The 15,162-nt window shown below is 44.9% G+C and carries 14 protein-coding genes; 12 read left to right on the top strand and 2 right to left on the bottom strand.

Going from position 1 to position 15,162, the window contains the following annotated elements; all coding sequences use genetic code 11:
• Positions 1-350 precede the first annotated feature (350 nt).
• Both CCC70_RS08320 and CCC70_RS08315 read left to right on the top strand, forming a co-directional pair.
• Positions 351-1,706, top strand: a complete 1,356-nt coding sequence (locus CCC70_RS08320; protein ID WP_270391679.1) for an MATE family efflux transporter — start codon at positions 351-353, stop codon at positions 1,704-1,706.
• A 28-nt stretch (positions 1,707-1,734) separates the two neighbouring features.
• The gene (locus CCC70_RS08315; protein ID WP_287084627.1) at positions 1,735-3,072 is read left to right on the top strand and encodes an MATE family efflux transporter; all 1,338 of its coding nucleotides are present in this window, start codon (positions 1,735-1,737) and stop codon (positions 3,070-3,072) included.
• Positions 3,073-3,157: 85 nt separating this feature from the next.
• Here the strand turns inward: CCC70_RS08315 and CCC70_RS08310 are convergent, their stop codons facing one another.
• Positions 3,158-5,977 (bottom strand): HD domain-containing phosphohydrolase, encoded by a 2,820-nt coding sequence (locus CCC70_RS08310; protein ID WP_287084626.1) that lies wholly within the window; start codon positions 5,975-5,977, stop codon positions 3,158-3,160.
• Between the two features lie 314 nt (positions 5,978-6,291).
• Here CCC70_RS08310 and CCC70_RS08305 point away from each other — a divergent pair, with 314 nt between their 5' ends.
• The 5 genes from CCC70_RS08305 (at position 6,292) to CCC70_RS08285 (ending at position 9,540) form a co-directional block, all read left to right on the top strand.
• Entirely contained in the window at positions 6,292-6,513 is a 222-nt protein-coding gene (locus tag CCC70_RS08305; protein ID WP_118626223.1) for a hypothetical protein, read from the top strand.
• A gap of 2 nt (positions 6,514-6,515) precedes the next feature.
• Complete coding sequence (locus CCC70_RS08300) at positions 6,516-6,728, top strand: hypothetical protein (RefSeq protein ID WP_173754352.1); 213 nt, start codon at positions 6,516-6,518, stop codon at positions 6,726-6,728.
• 33 nt (positions 6,729-6,761) lie between these two features.
• Complete coding sequence (locus CCC70_RS08295) at positions 6,762-6,992, top strand: hypothetical protein (protein ID WP_330577155.1); 231 nt, start codon at positions 6,762-6,764, stop codon at positions 6,990-6,992.
• Positions 6,993-7,032: 40 nt separating this feature from the next.
• The gene (locus CCC70_RS08290; RefSeq protein WP_059086958.1) at positions 7,033-7,359 is read left to right on the top strand and encodes a branched-chain amino acid transporter permease; all 327 of its coding nucleotides are present in this window, start codon (positions 7,033-7,035) and stop codon (positions 7,357-7,359) included.
• A 663-nt stretch (positions 7,360-8,022) separates the two neighbouring features.
• The gene (locus CCC70_RS08285) at positions 8,023-9,540 is read left to right on the top strand and encodes a CoA-acylating methylmalonate-semialdehyde dehydrogenase (RefSeq protein ID WP_118515772.1); all 1,518 of its coding nucleotides are present in this window, start codon (positions 8,023-8,025) and stop codon (positions 9,538-9,540) included.
• A gap of 152 nt (positions 9,541-9,692) precedes the next feature.
• Here CCC70_RS08285 and CCC70_RS08280 read toward each other — a convergent pair whose 3' ends face one another.
• Positions 9,693-10,457, bottom strand: coding sequence for a DeoR/GlpR family DNA-binding transcription regulator (locus tag CCC70_RS08280; RefSeq protein WP_287084625.1), 765 nt, complete (start codon positions 10,455-10,457; stop codon positions 9,693-9,695).
• A gap of 210 nt (positions 10,458-10,667) precedes the next feature.
• Here CCC70_RS08280 and CCC70_RS08275 point away from each other — a divergent pair, with 210 nt between their 5' ends.
• The 5 genes from CCC70_RS08275 to CCC70_RS08255 all read left to right on the top strand — a co-directional run bounded on the left by CCC70_RS08275 (position 10,668) and on the right by CCC70_RS08255 (position 15,095).
• Entirely contained in the window at positions 10,668-11,084 is a 417-nt protein-coding gene (locus CCC70_RS08275; protein WP_015526434.1) for a Fur family transcriptional regulator, read from the top strand.
• A gap of 17 nt (positions 11,085-11,101) precedes the next feature.
• A complete protein-coding gene (locus CCC70_RS08270) occupies positions 11,102-12,031 on the top strand; it encodes a metal ABC transporter substrate-binding protein (protein WP_370816956.1) in 930 nt (309 codons plus the stop codon).
• Between the two features lie 38 nt (positions 12,032-12,069).
• Positions 12,070-12,732, top strand: coding sequence for a metal ABC transporter ATP-binding protein (locus CCC70_RS08265; protein ID WP_110103058.1), 663 nt, complete (start codon positions 12,070-12,072; stop codon positions 12,730-12,732).
• On the top strand, positions 12,729-13,526 hold the full coding sequence (locus tag CCC70_RS08260; protein WP_015526431.1) for a metal ABC transporter permease: 798 nt from the start codon (positions 12,729-12,731) through the stop codon (positions 13,524-13,526). Before CCC70_RS08265 ends, CCC70_RS08260 begins: the two co-directional genes overlap by 4 nt.
• A gap of 96 nt (positions 13,527-13,622) precedes the next feature.
• Positions 13,623-15,095 (top strand): S1C family serine protease, encoded by a 1,473-nt coding sequence (locus tag CCC70_RS08255; protein WP_287084624.1) that lies wholly within the window; start codon positions 13,623-13,625, stop codon positions 15,093-15,095.
• Positions 15,096-15,162: the final 67 nt, after the last annotated feature.

The following is a 15,162-nucleotide window of genomic DNA, read 5'->3' as shown; positions in this document are numbered from 1 at the left end:
AAAGTGATATTGTTTTTTTATGTACAATGGAAATATGACCAGAGGGTGAAATATAGTATACAATTGAGGATTATATTGGAAAGAATACTGAAAAAGACTCGCGGTTTTGCAGGGTATATGATATACTGTCCTTTATAAGTAAATATCTTATCGGAATTCACTGAAGACCGGATCGGTGCTGCAAAATCGGTCCTGAGCAGATGCGAATTCCCTTCCACTTAATGACAGGATGGAGCTGTATTTTGAAGATTTCTATATAGACAGATTGCTTGCAAAATATGAGAAAGACAGGCATTTTGCCAGATATGCCACAGGTTTATAAATTCTAAGAACTAAGGAAGAACTGTTGTATGTTAAATAAAAAAGATTTCTTGAAATATGCATCAAAATTAGCATTTCCGATCATGATCCAAAATCTGATCGGAACATTGGTAAATGTTGCGGATACTGTAATGCTGGGATATGTAAGCCAGACTGCCATGTCGGCTTCATCTCTTGCCAATCAGTATACATTTATTCTTTTCTGTTTGTATTATGGCATGGCTACAGGTACTTCGGTTTTATGTGCCCAGTATTGGGGAAAGGGTGATAAAAAGACAGTAGAAAAGATTCTCGGCCTGGCGGAGCGGATCTCACTGATCGTTTCTCTTGTATTTTTCATTATCTCCTTTTCCATGCCGACTACGATCATGAAGATTTTTACAAACAGTCCGGATACGATTGCTGCCGGCAGCGAATACTTGAAGGTGATCTCATTTTCCTTTATGTTTATGGGATTCTCTCAGGTTTTCATGAGTGCTCTTCGAAGTGTCGGAAAAATAATGCTGCCTTCTGTTACATACATTGTATCGCTTTGTGTCAATGTACTTTGTAATGCCACCTTTATCTTTGGCCTGTTTGGACTTCCAAAGCTTGGTGTTACCGGTGTTGCCCTTGGTACTGTTATTGCCAGAATCGCAGAGGTATTGATCTGTCTCATCTATTCATTAAACAGCTCCGATGTCAGATTTCGGATAAAATATTTCTGTGCGAAATCTGGTATTCTGTTCAGGGACTTTATGAAAATTGCTTCTCCGGCTGTGATAAATGATGTTGTCTGGAGCTTTGCCAGTTCAGCGTTCGCAGCGATCCTTGGCCACATTGGCGATGATATGGTTGCCGCAAATGCCGTTGCTGTTATGGTGGTAAACATTGGTGCCATCGCCTGTCGCGGTTTTGCCAACGCTACTACCATCATTATCAGCCAGGAGCTTGGTAAAGATCACAAGGATACAGCCAGAGAATATGGGAAACGTATGCTGAGAATAACAATTATCGTAAGTCTCATCGGATGTGCCATTATTCTGGCAGTCCGCCCTATGATACTGGACTTCTACCGGGATAAACTGACAGAGACAGCTATTTATTATCTTGGTATTTTTATAATCATGACAACCTGGCGTCTTGTAGGAGAGGGTATCAATACCTGTCTTATATGCGGATGCTTCAGAGGAGGTGGCGATTCCAGGTTCGGAATGATCGTAGATTCCATATTTATGTGGCTTGTTGCAGTTCCTCTCACCTTCCTTGCCGCATATGTTTTAAAACTGCCGCCTGTCTGGGTATACTTTATAATGACCCTGGATGAGTTCGAAAAAATGCCTGTGGTGTTCATCCACTATTTCAGAAATAAATGGCTTACGAACATTACCAGAGATTTTGACTGATCAGGGGATTAAGCAGGAGACTAAAAAAATGAAATATTTTGAAGCAAAAATGTCTTATCCTCAATTTTTAAAATATCTGGTCCCATCAGTGCTGACCATGATCTTTTTATCATTTTATACAACGATAGATGGATTTTTTGTATCACGGTATGCAGGCTCTGACGCGCTTGCAGGAATTAATATTGTTATTCCGATCACCTGTGTTATTTTCGGAACATCTGTCATGCTTGCAACGGGATCAGGTGCCATTATAGGAGAGAGAATGGGACAAAAAAGAGAACAGGAAGCAAATGAGATATTTACTTTTATAACGATCGTGCTGTTCGTACTTTCGGTTGCTTTTACAGTTGTGGGAATCCTTTTCCTGAAACCGATCTGTATTTTTTTAGGAAGCAGTGAGCGCCTGATGGAGCATGTGGTGCCATACGCATTTGTCATATTTTTAGGATCGGTTCCGATGTCATTCAAGCTATTTTTCGAATATCTTGTGAGGACGGATGGGAGATCGTACATCGGAATGATCATGTCTCTGACCGGTCTGGCTTTTAATATTGTTTTCGACTATATTTTTGTGGCTATATTCGGACTGGGAACGCTTGGAGCTGCGTGGGGAACATTTCTCTCCATTACGGTAAGCATGTTGATCGGCTTTATTTATTTCCTGAAATACAGCCATATAAGGTTTTGCAGACCGAAGGCAGATGGGAGTGTTCTTCTGAAATCCTGCACCAATGGAAGCAGTGAAATGCTGACGGAGATGTCTACCGGGATCACTACATTTTTATTTAACCTTATTATCATGCAATATTTTGGTGAAGATGGAGTTGCGGCTGTGACGATCATTATGTATATTTACTATTTCTTCATCGCTTTTTATATGGGAATTGCCGTTGCAGCGGCTCCGATCATAAGCTATAATTATGGTTCTGAAAATCATGACAAGATCAGAGAAATAACACGATATAGTTTTATTACGATTGCCATCAGTTCAGTATTGATCCTCGCAGTATCACTTGTATTTGGAAAACAGATCATCCATTTATTCGTCGGGAACGGAAATGTATTTACATTGACATGGGATGGCCTGAAGCTGTTTAGTCCGGTTTTCCTGTTTATTGGTTTAAATGTATTTCTTTCCGGATACTTTACTGCCCTGGGAAATGGTTTTATTTCGGCATTGATCTCATCAATGCGTTCTTTGATCCTGGTGGCCGCGTTCATACTGATCCTTCCGAAGCTTATAGGTGTGGCCGGTGTCTGGATGACGATGCCGCTGGCGGAAGCCGTGACTATTTTTATAGCTGTTTATCTGTATCGAACATACGGGAAAAGTTTCATGCAGGAAAATTCCAGAGCCACGTCTTAATGATATTTTGCAAAACTCTAACGAAAAAGAGGCCGTCAAGTACGACCTCTTTTTTCGTTATGGCTTTATCATGTCATGGGAGTATTTATAACTCCTGTGGAGATATTTCCAGGTATTCATAGGATGGCTGGAAATCATGGCTGTCACACTGACGGTAATATTGGGTGAAAATACGTTCTATGATATCAGGGATATGCGTTTCGTCAGGTTCAAACAGTATGATGAGATACTGCAGGGAACTGTAGCGTGTACAGATATCCACACGGCGGATATTCTGCCGGATGGCCTGCTCCATATATTCCAGAGTCTGCTCAATGGATTCGATATCAGGAACTGTATCCACAAGTGTCTCGATGGTGATCATCGCCAGATAACATCTGCACTGGCTGCGTGTGACAAGCTGACTCATGTATTCATACTGTCGTGCGAAATCCCGGTAATTCAGATCAAGAGCACCTACATAGATGCCGCTTTTCTGAAGGGACTCTGCCACAAGCTCCAGATCTTTTCCGGAACCGGATGCCGCAAGAGTGCTGCGGTCGATCTGCTGGTAGAAAAAGAACTGGTTTTTGCCGTTTTGTTTTACGTAATACAGAGCTTTATCTGCTTTGGAATAGCAGTCCTCAAAGGAATCATCGGTGCTGCACAGACACAGGCCTGCGGACAGTGTGGCAAACCGGAGTTCCGGATCATCGGTAGTGATGGTGTGAAATTTCTGGAACAGATCGTCCATCTGCAGAGACAGGGAATCAGGATCTGTGTCCGGAAGGAACATCAGGAATTCATCGCCTCCAAGTCTGCAGGAAATTCCCTGATCTGCCCGTTTCTGAAGCAGCTTTCCAAGACATTTCAGCGCACGGTCGCCGGCTTTGTGGCCATAGATGTCGTTGATCTTTTTCAGGTTATCCATATCAAGGAATATCAGACATCCATCATGCGTCTGCATAAATTCTGCGGTAAGACGTTCGCCCAGGTTACGCATGGGAAGACCGGTAAGGAAATCATAGCTTTTTGCATCTTCCTGGCTTTTTATGGTGGCCATTATGTCAGAGATGAATTTGCTGACGGTAAGCTGCATATCCGGAAGGTTATAGGTGTCCGGTTCTTCCTGGGAAGGATCCCACTGAGGCAGTCGCTTTTCGTTGAGTAGTTTCAGAAAAATGTCGGTGATCTTCGGGTCGAACTGTGTACCACGGTTTTTACGGAATTCTTCGTAAATAACTTCCGGTGGAAGCGCATTACGGTAGATTCGACGGGAGTTCATGGCATCGTAGCAGTCTGCAACAGCCACGATGCGGGCATGGATGGGGATCTCTGTTCCGGCCAGTCCGTCCGGATAGCCTTTTCCGTCATAACGCTCATGGTGACTTCTTGCGATTTCTGCCGCATGCGGGATCAGGGTTATATCCTTTAGGATCTCGGCACCGATGACGGTGTGTTTTTTTATAAGGTTGTATTCATCATCGGTCAGCTGTGCCGGTTTGTTCAGGAACGGATCCGGGATACCGATCTTTCCGATGTCGTGAAGGTGAGTAGCACGTTTCAGATTCAGGATTTCCTTCGGTGTCCAGCCCAGCTCCTCTGCGATCAGGGCTGCATATTGTGCAACCCGGTAGGAATGGCCGCGGGTGTACGCATCCTTTGCCTCGATGGTGGTGGAAAGGGTCTGTATCATCTGCAGAGACATTTTTTCATTCTGCTCCTGTTTTTTGCGGATTTCGATCTGCTGGCGTTTCAGTTCCATATCCTGGACATTTTTGATGGCTCTTACAATATTGACAAAAAGCAGGATCAACATGCCGGCGCCTACAAACAGTCCGGACATCAATGTGACAAAGTATGCAGAGGTTGCTTCAACGGCAATACACAGGATCGCTGTCAGAAGACCAACGAGCAAAAGCCGGTCGGCCCTGTTTTTTTCGGTGCGTATATATTGGAAAAGGTGTACAAATATTGTGGCAACGGTGATTGCCAGGATTCCGTGACTTACAGGCATAGTTTCGATATAATCTGCGATACCGGCAGCAGTGAGGATCGTACAGACTGCAAAATTTACCATTGCGATGCTTCCAAGACAGACATAAAATCTGTGATGCAGCCCTTTCTGGAGACTGTCCGCAAAAAACAGGATCGGGAGCGGACACAAAAGGATCATAACGAAGCACAGAGATCCGAGAGCGGAAGCGTTGGGGACCAGGAACTGACGGAGCTTGGATTCACCCAGCATCCAGACTGCGCCCATAACCATGCACCATCCAAGATATTCCATGTCAAATCGTGTATGATAGACCAGTCCCAGAGCGAAACTGAACAGGATCGTGACGATTCCGGCAAACAGGATAAAAAAAGCAATATAGGTTTCCAGTCCGTATCTGCTGAAAATATATATCCAGATATCTGCCTTGTCTCCGCAGTAAACAGGATTGACGACTCCGGTGTAGTTGGAGGTGTAAGTGGTCAGTTCAATACGGAGCTCTTTGCCGGCATCGGAAACATAAACCGGGCAGAAAACATAACGGCTGGCGGAGTTTTTGCCCACAAGCCTTGTTTTATGCGTGGAGTAGCTGGTCCTGAGGTTGTCCCCTACATAAAAATCCACATCCTGAAGGGAAGAACGGATGGCAAAGCAGGTATCTGTAAGATCATCGGGAAGCTGTATCGTGAGGACCATCGTGTCACCGACGGGAACCTTGTAGGTGCCCGGAACGGAAATTTCCTGGGTGGTTCCATCCGGTTTCTGCCAGGTAACGGTACCGGAATAGATCACAGAGGCTGCTGAGGCGTCGGAAGAGCGTTCATCTGTACCAAAAATCTGCATAAAAATGAACCAGCCAAGGATGGCGAACATCAGAATATAAAAGAAATATCTTTTTCCCTGGTTAAAGGTTTCTGTTTTTTCTTTCATGGCAATATGTCTCCTTATAATGGGAAAGGATTAGTTTGTAAATTGAAAAACTCCTTTAGATCGATTATACCAGACCGGAGCGGAAAAATCAGTATAAACAGACATACTGCGCGGATTTATGTGATTAGCATAAATCCTGCGCATCGCAAAGCGTGTTGCTGAGAACGGAGTGAGCAGTAACAACATATCCGATGCATCTGCGCGCAGGATATGGTACAATGGGTGAATGTGGAGTATGATATATGCAAAGCATGATATATGCAGGATAAAGGATCAGAATAAAGAATGAGAGTAAAGCGACAGGAGGAAGGATCATGAGTAAGATCGTAAATATCACATCAAAAGAGGACAAAGATCAGAAGCTGCAGGACATTGCAAATTCACTGGAAGAGCTGAAGGATGTAATGGCTGAAGTGATAGAGGCCTATGAGGAAGAAAATGCGGACAGCCGGAAGATGGACACGCTGACAGAGGCACTGGATGCGCTTGAGGACGCTTATGAGGTCGTTAACGATGTGCTGCTGGAGGAAATCTGATCATGCAGTACAAGGTTCTGAAGATAGAAGAAGACATGGATTTCGGCTGTGAAGAGCGGCAGCCGGGTGAAGCACTTATGTCAGTAGTGCTGGTGGAAGATGAAAATGGAAATGAAACACGTCTGCGACATGATGACGGCCTCCTGTACGAAAGAGATATCAATGAGGGAGATCTTGTTACCATGGACGGTCAGCATCAGCTGTGGAAATTGTAAAACAGAAAGGGTCGTACATCATTGGATTTTGTCATGACTGCGCTGTTTGTGGTTATGTTCATTGATCAGTGGGAAGATGCACAAGATCATAAGCCGGCGCTGGTCGGAATTGTATGCTCTGTGATCTGCCTGGTGATCTTTGGAAGCGGGAAGTTTATCCTTCCGTCAATGGCATCGATCGTTTTATGCTTTCTGGGAATGAAGAAGCATGAGGAGAAGAGAAAAAAAGGACGTATACAGAAGTCAGGAGAATATCAGGCATGACAGTTGGGATATAGCCGGACAGGAGGGATAAGGAATGACTATGACAATAACACAGCAGATCATAACGGTTGTGGTAGTGGTCCTGGGGACTATGACAACGCGATTTTTGCCGTTTATCATATTCCCGGAAGGAAAGGAACCGCCGGCTGTGATCACCTATCTGGGAAAAGTGTTGCCTTGTGCAGTGATCGGATTGCTGGTGGTATTTTGTCTGAAGGATGTGCCGGAAAGTACGCATTACGGACTGCCGGAGCTGATCGCAATACTGTTCATTGTGGTATTACATAAATGGAAGAAGAGTACATTGCTCAGCATAGGAGGGGGAACGGTGTTTTATATGGTGCTGGTGCAGACCATATTTGGTTAGGCAGAAATATGTGAAAAACAGAAAATGAAAAGCTAAGGCAGGATACGATAACCGTATCCTGTTTTTTTGATTGCTGCAGTAATTTATGAAAATGCTGTAGATCAGATAAGCAGGCGCAGGATTGTATGTAAAGGTGCAATAAGCCGTGAAAAGAAGCGAGCGATCGCGAAAATGAGCGTGTCCGTAAGGGACGCACAGATGTATTTTTTTATTCCTGGAAAATACAGAGGAAATATGCCGGGATCAGAGGAATCTGTAATTGTAACAGAACAACGATCCCCCTTACTTGTCTGTGAATCCGATTGCACAGGTCTAAAAGTCTCAGCGTAGCTGGAAGCAATAAATAGTGTGTGCGGAATGGTGCGTTATGAAAATAACAAAAATGAGTAACTTTTGCTCTCACAATGGAATAAAAAACGACAAGACACTATGCGGCTTTATGGCTGTAAATGCATGCGTTTCAAGAGTTTATACAGGGAACATGGAATACCATGAAATGTGAATAAATTAACACATAATTTTGAAAAATATACTCAAAATATAACCATACTATATTGACAAAATTAAAAATAAATGATAATCTGTGACCAGAACAAAACGAGAATGACTAAAATTTTTATGAAGTTAAGAATAAAAAGGTAAGCACGAAAGGAGTATCTTAAAATGGCTGAGATCAAAAAAATGGGTTACTGTGTAAACGGTGAGTGGAAAGAGTCAAAGGCAGAGAAATACATGGATGTTACAGATTCCAGTACAGGTGAGGTGATCGCGCAGGTTCCCTGCTGTACACCGGATGAGGTAGAAGAGGCGATCGCTTCCGCACAGGCTGCATTCCCGGAATGGTCCTCACTTTCTCTTGCAAAGAGACAGCAGTATATGTTCAGATGGAGAGATGTTCTTTATGCTCATAAGGAAGAGCTTTCCGTACTTTGTGCAAAAGAGCTCGGAAAGAACATCAAAGAGGCAAGAGGAGATGTTCAGAAAGCAATTGAGCCTACAGAAGAGGCATGTGCACTTCCGACAATGATCCAGGGCGATGCTGCAATGCAGGTAACTACAGGATATGATACAGCTACATATCGCAAACCACTTGGAGTAACTGCTGGTATTGTTCCGATGAACTTCCCGGCAATGATCCCATGGGGCTGGATGGTTCCGCTTTCCATTGCATGTGGAAATACAGTAGTACTGAAAGCAAGCTCCCAGACACCACTTACAGCTATGAGGATCATGGAGCTCTTCTATACAGAAGGCGGATTCCCGAAGGGTGTTGTAAACCTTGTGACCTGCAGCCGTGTAGAGGCTGATATCCTTCTTACAGATGAGAGAGTAAAGGCTGTTACATTCGTAGGAACAACAGGTGTTGGTAAACAGGTATATTCCAAAGCCGCAGCTCATGGCAAACGAGTTCAGGCGCAGTGTGAGGCAAAGAACCATGCACTTGTACTTGAGGACTGCAACCTTGAGGCTACTGTTAATGCGATCATCAACTCCACATACGGATGCGCAGGTATGAGATGTATGGCTCTTCCGGTTGTATGTGTACAGGAGAGTATCGCAGACGAATTTGTTTCACTTCTTAAGAAAAAAGCAGAGGCTATGAAGCTTGGCTGTGCATATGATGAAGATACTGATCTCGGACCGGTTGTAAACGCAGGCCACAAGGAGAAAATCTGCAACTGGATCCAGAAGGGTATCGATGAGGGTGCAGAGCTTGTACTTGACGGACGTAATGCAGTAGTTCCGGGATATGAGAACGGATTCTTCGTAGGACCGACAATTCTTGATCATGTAACACCTGAGATGACAGTTGGAAACCGTGAGATCTTCGGACCGGTAACCTGTATCAAACGAGTAAAGGATTACGAGGAAGGCATCGCAGTCATGAATGCCAATCCATTTGCAAACGGTTCCTGTATCTTTACACAGAGCGGATATTACAGCCGTAAATTCGCTATGGAGACAGATGGCGGTATGGTAGGAATCAATGTAGGTATCCCGGTTCCGACAGCATACTTCCCATTCTCCGGAAACAAGGATTCCTTCTTCGGTGATCTGCACGTTCTCGGAAAAGATGGCTATCGTTTCTTCACAAGAGCAAAAACAGTTACAACACACTGGTTCGATGAAGCTGCCGGAAAGAGAAAGGTCGGCACATGGGAAGGAAGTACTGAGGCTTAAGAAAGCTTCATAAATAAATTTATGACACTGAAAGGCAGATCGGGTAAGATCTGCCTTTCAGATAAAATCCTCTAATGAAATGAGCATATTCAAAAACGGTGCATCTGCTGGATTTCCGGCAGATGCACCGTTTTTTAGGGCCAATATCCGATTTAATCGATCGTCATAACACGGATGCCGTGCTCCTGGCAGAAGCTGTCGTATTCTTCAGGAAGTGGCTGGTCGGTTACGATGGCGTCCAGTTTTTCCATGGAAGAATAGGTCATAAGCGAGATCCGGCCGAATTTGGAATGGTCTGCAAGAAGAATCATGCTGTTGGCATTCTCTGCGATGGCTTTTTTGGTGATGTATTCCTCGGCGCTGGCATTGGTAAGTCCGCTCTTCATGGTTACACCTGTGCAGGCCATAAAAGCCATGGAAATGTTGTAGGTCTGCAGATAATCATTGATATCCGGTCCTGTGAAGGACAGGGTCTTGCGGTTCAGCTTTCCGGGAACGGAAATGATATCCAGATTCGGATAGGATGCTGCCTTGTTGAAGATAAGCAGGCTGTTGGTCAGGATTGTACAGTGCTTATCTGCAATAAAATCAACCAGGTTCAGGCAGGTTGTACCTGTATCGATATAGATGGTATCGTCTTCTGCCACAAGCTCTGCGGCACGGCGGCAGATTTCTTTCTTTTCTTCAGGAAAACGTCCGCCACGCTCTTCGTAAGACAGAAGGGGAAGAGTCTGTGGAGTTTCGAGTGCTGCGACACCGCCATATACTTTCATGATACTGCCACGTTTCAGAAGGATATCGACATCTCTTCTGATGGTGTTTTTGGATACGTTGAATTTCTCACATAATGTATCGAGAGAAGCGTTCTTATGCTCCAGCACATATTCTTCGATCATGTCCAGTCGCTGTGATTTCATAGAGGTCTACCTTCTTTCTATTGGTTAAGTCTTGGTTATATTTTATCATAAAAGAAGGTAGAGATAAAGTGCTTTTATAAGAACATACCAAAAATTATTTCCCTTCAAAAATATCTTGACGAAATTCTTATTTGAATGTAATATGAAAACGGTTTTCAAATTCAAATCTGCCCTGTAAGGTGCAGTTGATAGAAGAGAGTAGGAAATATAATGGAAGAAAAAATGAAATACAGCACCAGGCAGCAGAAAATAATTCTGGAATGCCTGCAGGAATATGGAGATACATTTTATACCATAGATCAGTTTATGGAGCTCCTTCGTGGAAAAGAGATCCAGATCGGAAGGACAACGGTATACAGAGGACTGGAGCGGCTACAGAAGGAGGGAGCGGTGCTGAAGGTTCCGTCTGTGGAGGGAGCGCCTGCCCAGTATCGTTTTATACGTGATGAGGAGCGGAAGAATTACGGTAAGCTTGTGTGTCTGGAATGTGGGCATACGATTCCTCTGCAGTGTGGATGTATCGATCATTTTGTGGGACATGTGCTGGATGAACACGGATTTGAGATCGATCAGAGCCGGACGATCTTTTATGGATATTGTGACAGCTGCAGGAGGCTTAAAAAATGAATGTTAACAGAGGGAAGATGACAGCGGCAGCAGTTCTGGCGGTGACGCTTCTTGTTGTGGGCGGTGTGACCGGATATGGTTTGCACAGGGCCGGAACGGTGGGACAGCCATTTGTGGAGGATGGTCGACTGAAGGTGATGGCCAGCTTTTATCCAATGTATGATTTTGCCCGGAAGGTAGGGGGCGACAGGATTCAGGTGAAGGATATGGTTCCGGCGGGAACGGAGCCTCATGACTGGGAGCCGGCGGCAACGGATATCCGGAATCTTGAGGATGCAGATGTGTTTGTCTATAATGGTGCGGATCTGGAGCACTGGGCGGAGGATGTACTGGATACTCTGGAGAATCAGGATCTGGTTGTGTCTGAGGCATCGGATGGTGTGGAGCTTCTGGATGGAGGACATGATCATGCTCATGGTGATGAAGGAAAAGATCCTCATGTCTGGCTTGATCCTATGCGTGCAAAGCAGGAAATGAAGAATATCAGGGATGCTTTGGTAAAGGCTGATCCTGGGAACGGTGATTATTATGAAGCAAATTATGAGAAATATGCCGGTGAATTTGATGAGCTGGATCAGGAGTTCAGAGATGGTCTGAAAGGTACGAAGAGCCGGGATATCATAGTGGCGCATGAGGCTTTTGGATATCTGTGCAATGCCTATGATCTGAAGCAGCTGGCTATCGAAGGGCTGACACCGGATTCAGAGCCTGATCCTGCCAAGATGCAGGAAGTGATCGAGTATGCGAAAAAATACGACATCCATACCATATTTTTTGAGGAACTGGCAAGTCCCAAGGTGGCGAAGACAGTGGCGAAGGAAGTGGATGCGGTGACTGCTGTGCTGAATCCGATCGAGGGATTAAGTGAGGAGGATATCGAGGCCGGAGAGGATTATTTTTCTGTGATGAGGAAGAATCTGGAGGCACTCAGGAAGGCATTGAACTGAAGGTGCAGGACAGCAGCTGTAACAAAAAAGGAGAAATTATGGGAATTTTGATAGAAAATCTTTCGTTTCACTATACAGGGACACCTGTGCTGGATCAGGTGAACCTGGAGGTGAAGGATGGCGATTATGCCATCCTTACCGGTGAAAACGGAAGTGGAAAAAGTACATTTCTGAAGCTTCTTCTGGGCGAACTGAAGGCGCAGGAGGGAAGTATTACCGTAAATGGAAAAGATATTTCTGCCACATTTGGAAAGGGAGATCTGGGATATGTTCCACAGAACAGTATCAGCAGAAACCAGAATTTTCCGGCGACTGTGGAAGAGATCATGATGACAGGCGTGTATTCCTCTTCCTGGAAGGCACGTTTCCGGGCAAAAAAAGAGATCCCGCGTTTGAAAGCCGCACTTGCGGAGATGGAAATGGAAGAGTTCTGGAAAAGAAGGATCGGAGATCTTTCCGGCGGACAGCAGCAGAGGGTTATGCTGGCACGTGCACTGGCAGGAAAACCGAAGATCCTGATCCTGGATGAGCCTACCACAGGAATGGATATGGCTTCTGTGAAAACACTTGCAGAAGTTCTGAAGAAGCGGAATGAGGAACAGGGGCTGACGATCCTTATGGTTACTCATGGAAATTCCGGTGAGTTTAAAGGAGCAAACCGGTTTTTTAAAGCGGAAGAGGGGAGGATCGACGAAGTATGAGTATTTTACAGTATGGATTTATGCAGAGGGCTTTTCTGGTGGGAATCCTTCTGGCTGTGATCACGCCCTGCATCGGGATCACCATTGTTTTGAAACGGATGTCCATGATCGGAGATGCGCTTTCCCATTCTTCACTGGCCGGTGTTGTGCTGGGACTGATACTTGGAGTGAATCCGGTAGCCGGTGCAGTAGTGATGTGCATCGTAGCTGCTCTTGGAATTGAGGCTATCCGCAAAAAAATCCCGCGTTATTCGGAGGTGGCGATCTCCATCGTCATGTCTGCTGGGATCGGACTGGCCGGTGTGCTGTCCGGCTTTGTGGAAAACGGTGCCAGTCTGAACAGCTTTTTGTTCGGAAGTATTGTGTCCATCAGTGAAGGAGAGCTGGCGCTGGTAGTTGTGATCAGTGTGCTGGTGCTGGCAGCAGTGCTGTTTTTTTACAGGGAACTGTTTTATATCGGATTTGATGAAAATGCGGCAAGGATCTCCGGTGTTTCCGTGCGGAATATTAATTTTCTTTTTACTATTCTGACGGCTCTGACAGTTTCCATTGCGTCCCGTACAGTAGGGACCCTGATCGTTTCCTCCATGCTGGTAGTTCCGGTGGCGTGTGGGATGCAGATGGCAAAAAGCTATAAGGGTACACTGATCTGTGCCATTATCGTGGCGGTATGTACCACCATTGCCGGACTGTTTCTTTCCTATTATGCCGGACTGAAACCAGGTGGAATGATCGTTCTTCTCGAGGTTGCGTGGTTTGTAGTTGTGATGACAGTGAAAAGTTTTAACAAATAAAACACATTTTTCCCACAAAGTAAACACAATTAACCCATATACTTTGAAGCATCAAAAGGAAACAGAGAAGAATTTTTTCCCAGGGAGGACTTAACCATGAACAATAACAGAAAATTAAAAATAAAGAAAATGATGAAAAAGGGTGCAACCATCAGCCTGTGTGCAGTACTTGCCGGCGGCATTGGAGTTGGTGCATATGAAGGTATAAATTATTTCTCCGGTGCACAGTCCGTACAGGCGGCAACCGATAGCTCCGAGAATCTGACTCTTATGAAGTCTGATAAAAAATCAAATAAAGACAGCGAAGATACAAAGGATACAAAATCCTCCGATACAAAGGGCAGTCTGGATGTATCAGATGTTGCTGAGGAGGCAATGCCTTCTGTAGTTGCCATCACAACCAAGTCCGTTCAGGAGGTTCAGGATTATTACAGCATGTTTGGTTCCCAGTATGCGCCGAGCCAGGAGCAGGAAGTTGAAGGAAGCGGTTCCGGTATTATCATCGGAAAAACAGATTCTGAGCTGCTGATCGCCACAAACTATCATGTTGTGGATGGTGCCGATACCTTGTCAGTTGCCTTTGCAGATGGTAATGCTTATGAGGCTACGGTAAAGGGCTTTGATGAAAACGAGGATCTTGCAGTTGTTTCTGTTGCAACGAAGGATGTTTCGGATGATACAATGGATGCAATTTCTGTTGCAAAGATCGGAAGCTCTGATGATCTGAAGATCGGTGAGCAGGTTGTTGCCATTGGTAATGCACTTGGCTATGGCCAGTCTGTTACTACCGGTATTGTCAGTGCAAAGAACCGTACGACAGATGCATCAGGCCAGATCGAGTCTGGTGATTCTACAGATAACAGCAGCAGTATCAACAAGGGCGTGAACCTGATCCAGACAGATGCGGCTATCAATCCCGGTAACAGTGGCGGTGCGCTTCTGAATATGGATGGTGAGGTTGTTGGTATTAACTCTTCCAAGCTTGCTTCTACTGAGGTTGAAGGTATGGGTTATGCCATTGCAATTTCTGATGTTGCGGATTCTCTTGAGAACATGATGAATGCCAAGGCAAGGGATAAAGTGGATAATCATGGTATCCTTGGTATCACAGGCAGTACAGTAAGTACGGAGGCAGTACAGATTTATGGTATCCCGCAGGGTGTATTTGTTTCGGAGGTAACCGAGGGAGGCCCTGCCGATGATGCAGGTATTACCAAGAATATGGTCATTACAGAGTTTGATGGTAAAACGATCACCAGTATCGATCAGCTGGTTGAGCTGCTTCAGTATTATGAGCCGAAGGAAAAGATCGATGTGACGGTTGCAGTTCTGGATGGTAATGAATATAAGGAGAAGACACTCACTGTAAAACTTGGTAAAGATGACAGTTCCAGCAAGGATAGCAAGGACAGTTCTGAGGATAGCACGTCCCAGGATTCCCAGGATGCAGATATCCCAGATATCCAGGGAGGACAGGACGACTCCGATCAGGGGGATGCAGATGCATTTGCTGATGATGGAGCAGCCAGCCTGTTCAGAGATTTTGAGCAGAATGGCTTGTATGACTGATCAGTCCTAAATTATAGATGGAGAGCATTTTCGAGGTGAAGAACCGCAATCAGTTCATCCCCTCCAT

The sequence above is a fragment of the Blautia sp. LMAG:89 genome, assembly GCF_008679485.1.
Taxonomy (GTDB): Bacteria; Bacillota; Clostridia; order Lachnospirales; family Lachnospiraceae; genus Blautia_A; species Blautia_A fusiformis.
The sequence above is the reverse complement of the archived record's forward strand: the minus strand, read 5'-3'. Positions and strand labels throughout refer to the sequence as shown.

Coding starts and splice junctions, on each gene's coding strand:
- CCC70_RS08280 (WP_287084625.1), bottom strand. CDS start 10,457: ATGAAATCACAGCGACTGGACATGATCGAAGAATATGTGCTGGAGCAT.
- CCC70_RS08275 (WP_015526434.1), top strand. CDS start 10,668: ATGGAAGAAAAAATGAAATACAGCACCAGGCAGCAGAAAATAATTCTG.
- CCC70_RS08290 (WP_059086958.1), top strand. CDS start 7,033: ATGACAATAACACAGCAGATCATAACGGTTGTGGTAGTGGTCCTGGGG.
- CCC70_RS08320 (WP_270391679.1), top strand. CDS start 351: ATGTTAAATAAAAAAGATTTCTTGAAATATGCATCAAAATTAGCATTT.
- CCC70_RS08300 (WP_173754352.1), top strand. CDS start 6,516: ATGCAGTACAAGGTTCTGAAGATAGAAGAAGACATGGATTTCGGCTGT.
- CCC70_RS08315 (WP_287084627.1), top strand. CDS start 1,735: ATGAAATATTTTGAAGCAAAAATGTCTTATCCTCAATTTTTAAAATAT.
- CCC70_RS08265 (WP_110103058.1), top strand. CDS start 12,070: ATGGGAATTTTGATAGAAAATCTTTCGTTTCACTATACAGGGACACCT.
- CCC70_RS08295 (WP_330577155.1), top strand. CDS start 6,762: ATGACTGCGCTGTTTGTGGTTATGTTCATTGATCAGTGGGAAGATGCA.
- CCC70_RS08255 (WP_287084624.1), top strand. CDS start 13,623: ATGAACAATAACAGAAAATTAAAAATAAAGAAAATGATGAAAAAGGGT.
- CCC70_RS08285 (WP_118515772.1), top strand. CDS start 8,023: ATGGCTGAGATCAAAAAAATGGGTTACTGTGTAAACGGTGAGTGGAAA.
- CCC70_RS08305 (WP_118626223.1), top strand. CDS start 6,292: ATGAGTAAGATCGTAAATATCACATCAAAAGAGGACAAAGATCAGAAG.
- CCC70_RS08310 (WP_287084626.1), bottom strand. CDS start 5,977: ATGAAAGAAAAAACAGAAACCTTTAACCAGGGAAAAAGATATTTCTTT.
- CCC70_RS08260 (WP_015526431.1), top strand. CDS start 12,729: ATGAGTATTTTACAGTATGGATTTATGCAGAGGGCTTTTCTGGTGGGA.
- CCC70_RS08270 (WP_370816956.1), top strand. CDS start 11,102: ATGACAGCGGCAGCAGTTCTGGCGGTGACGCTTCTTGTTGTGGGCGGT.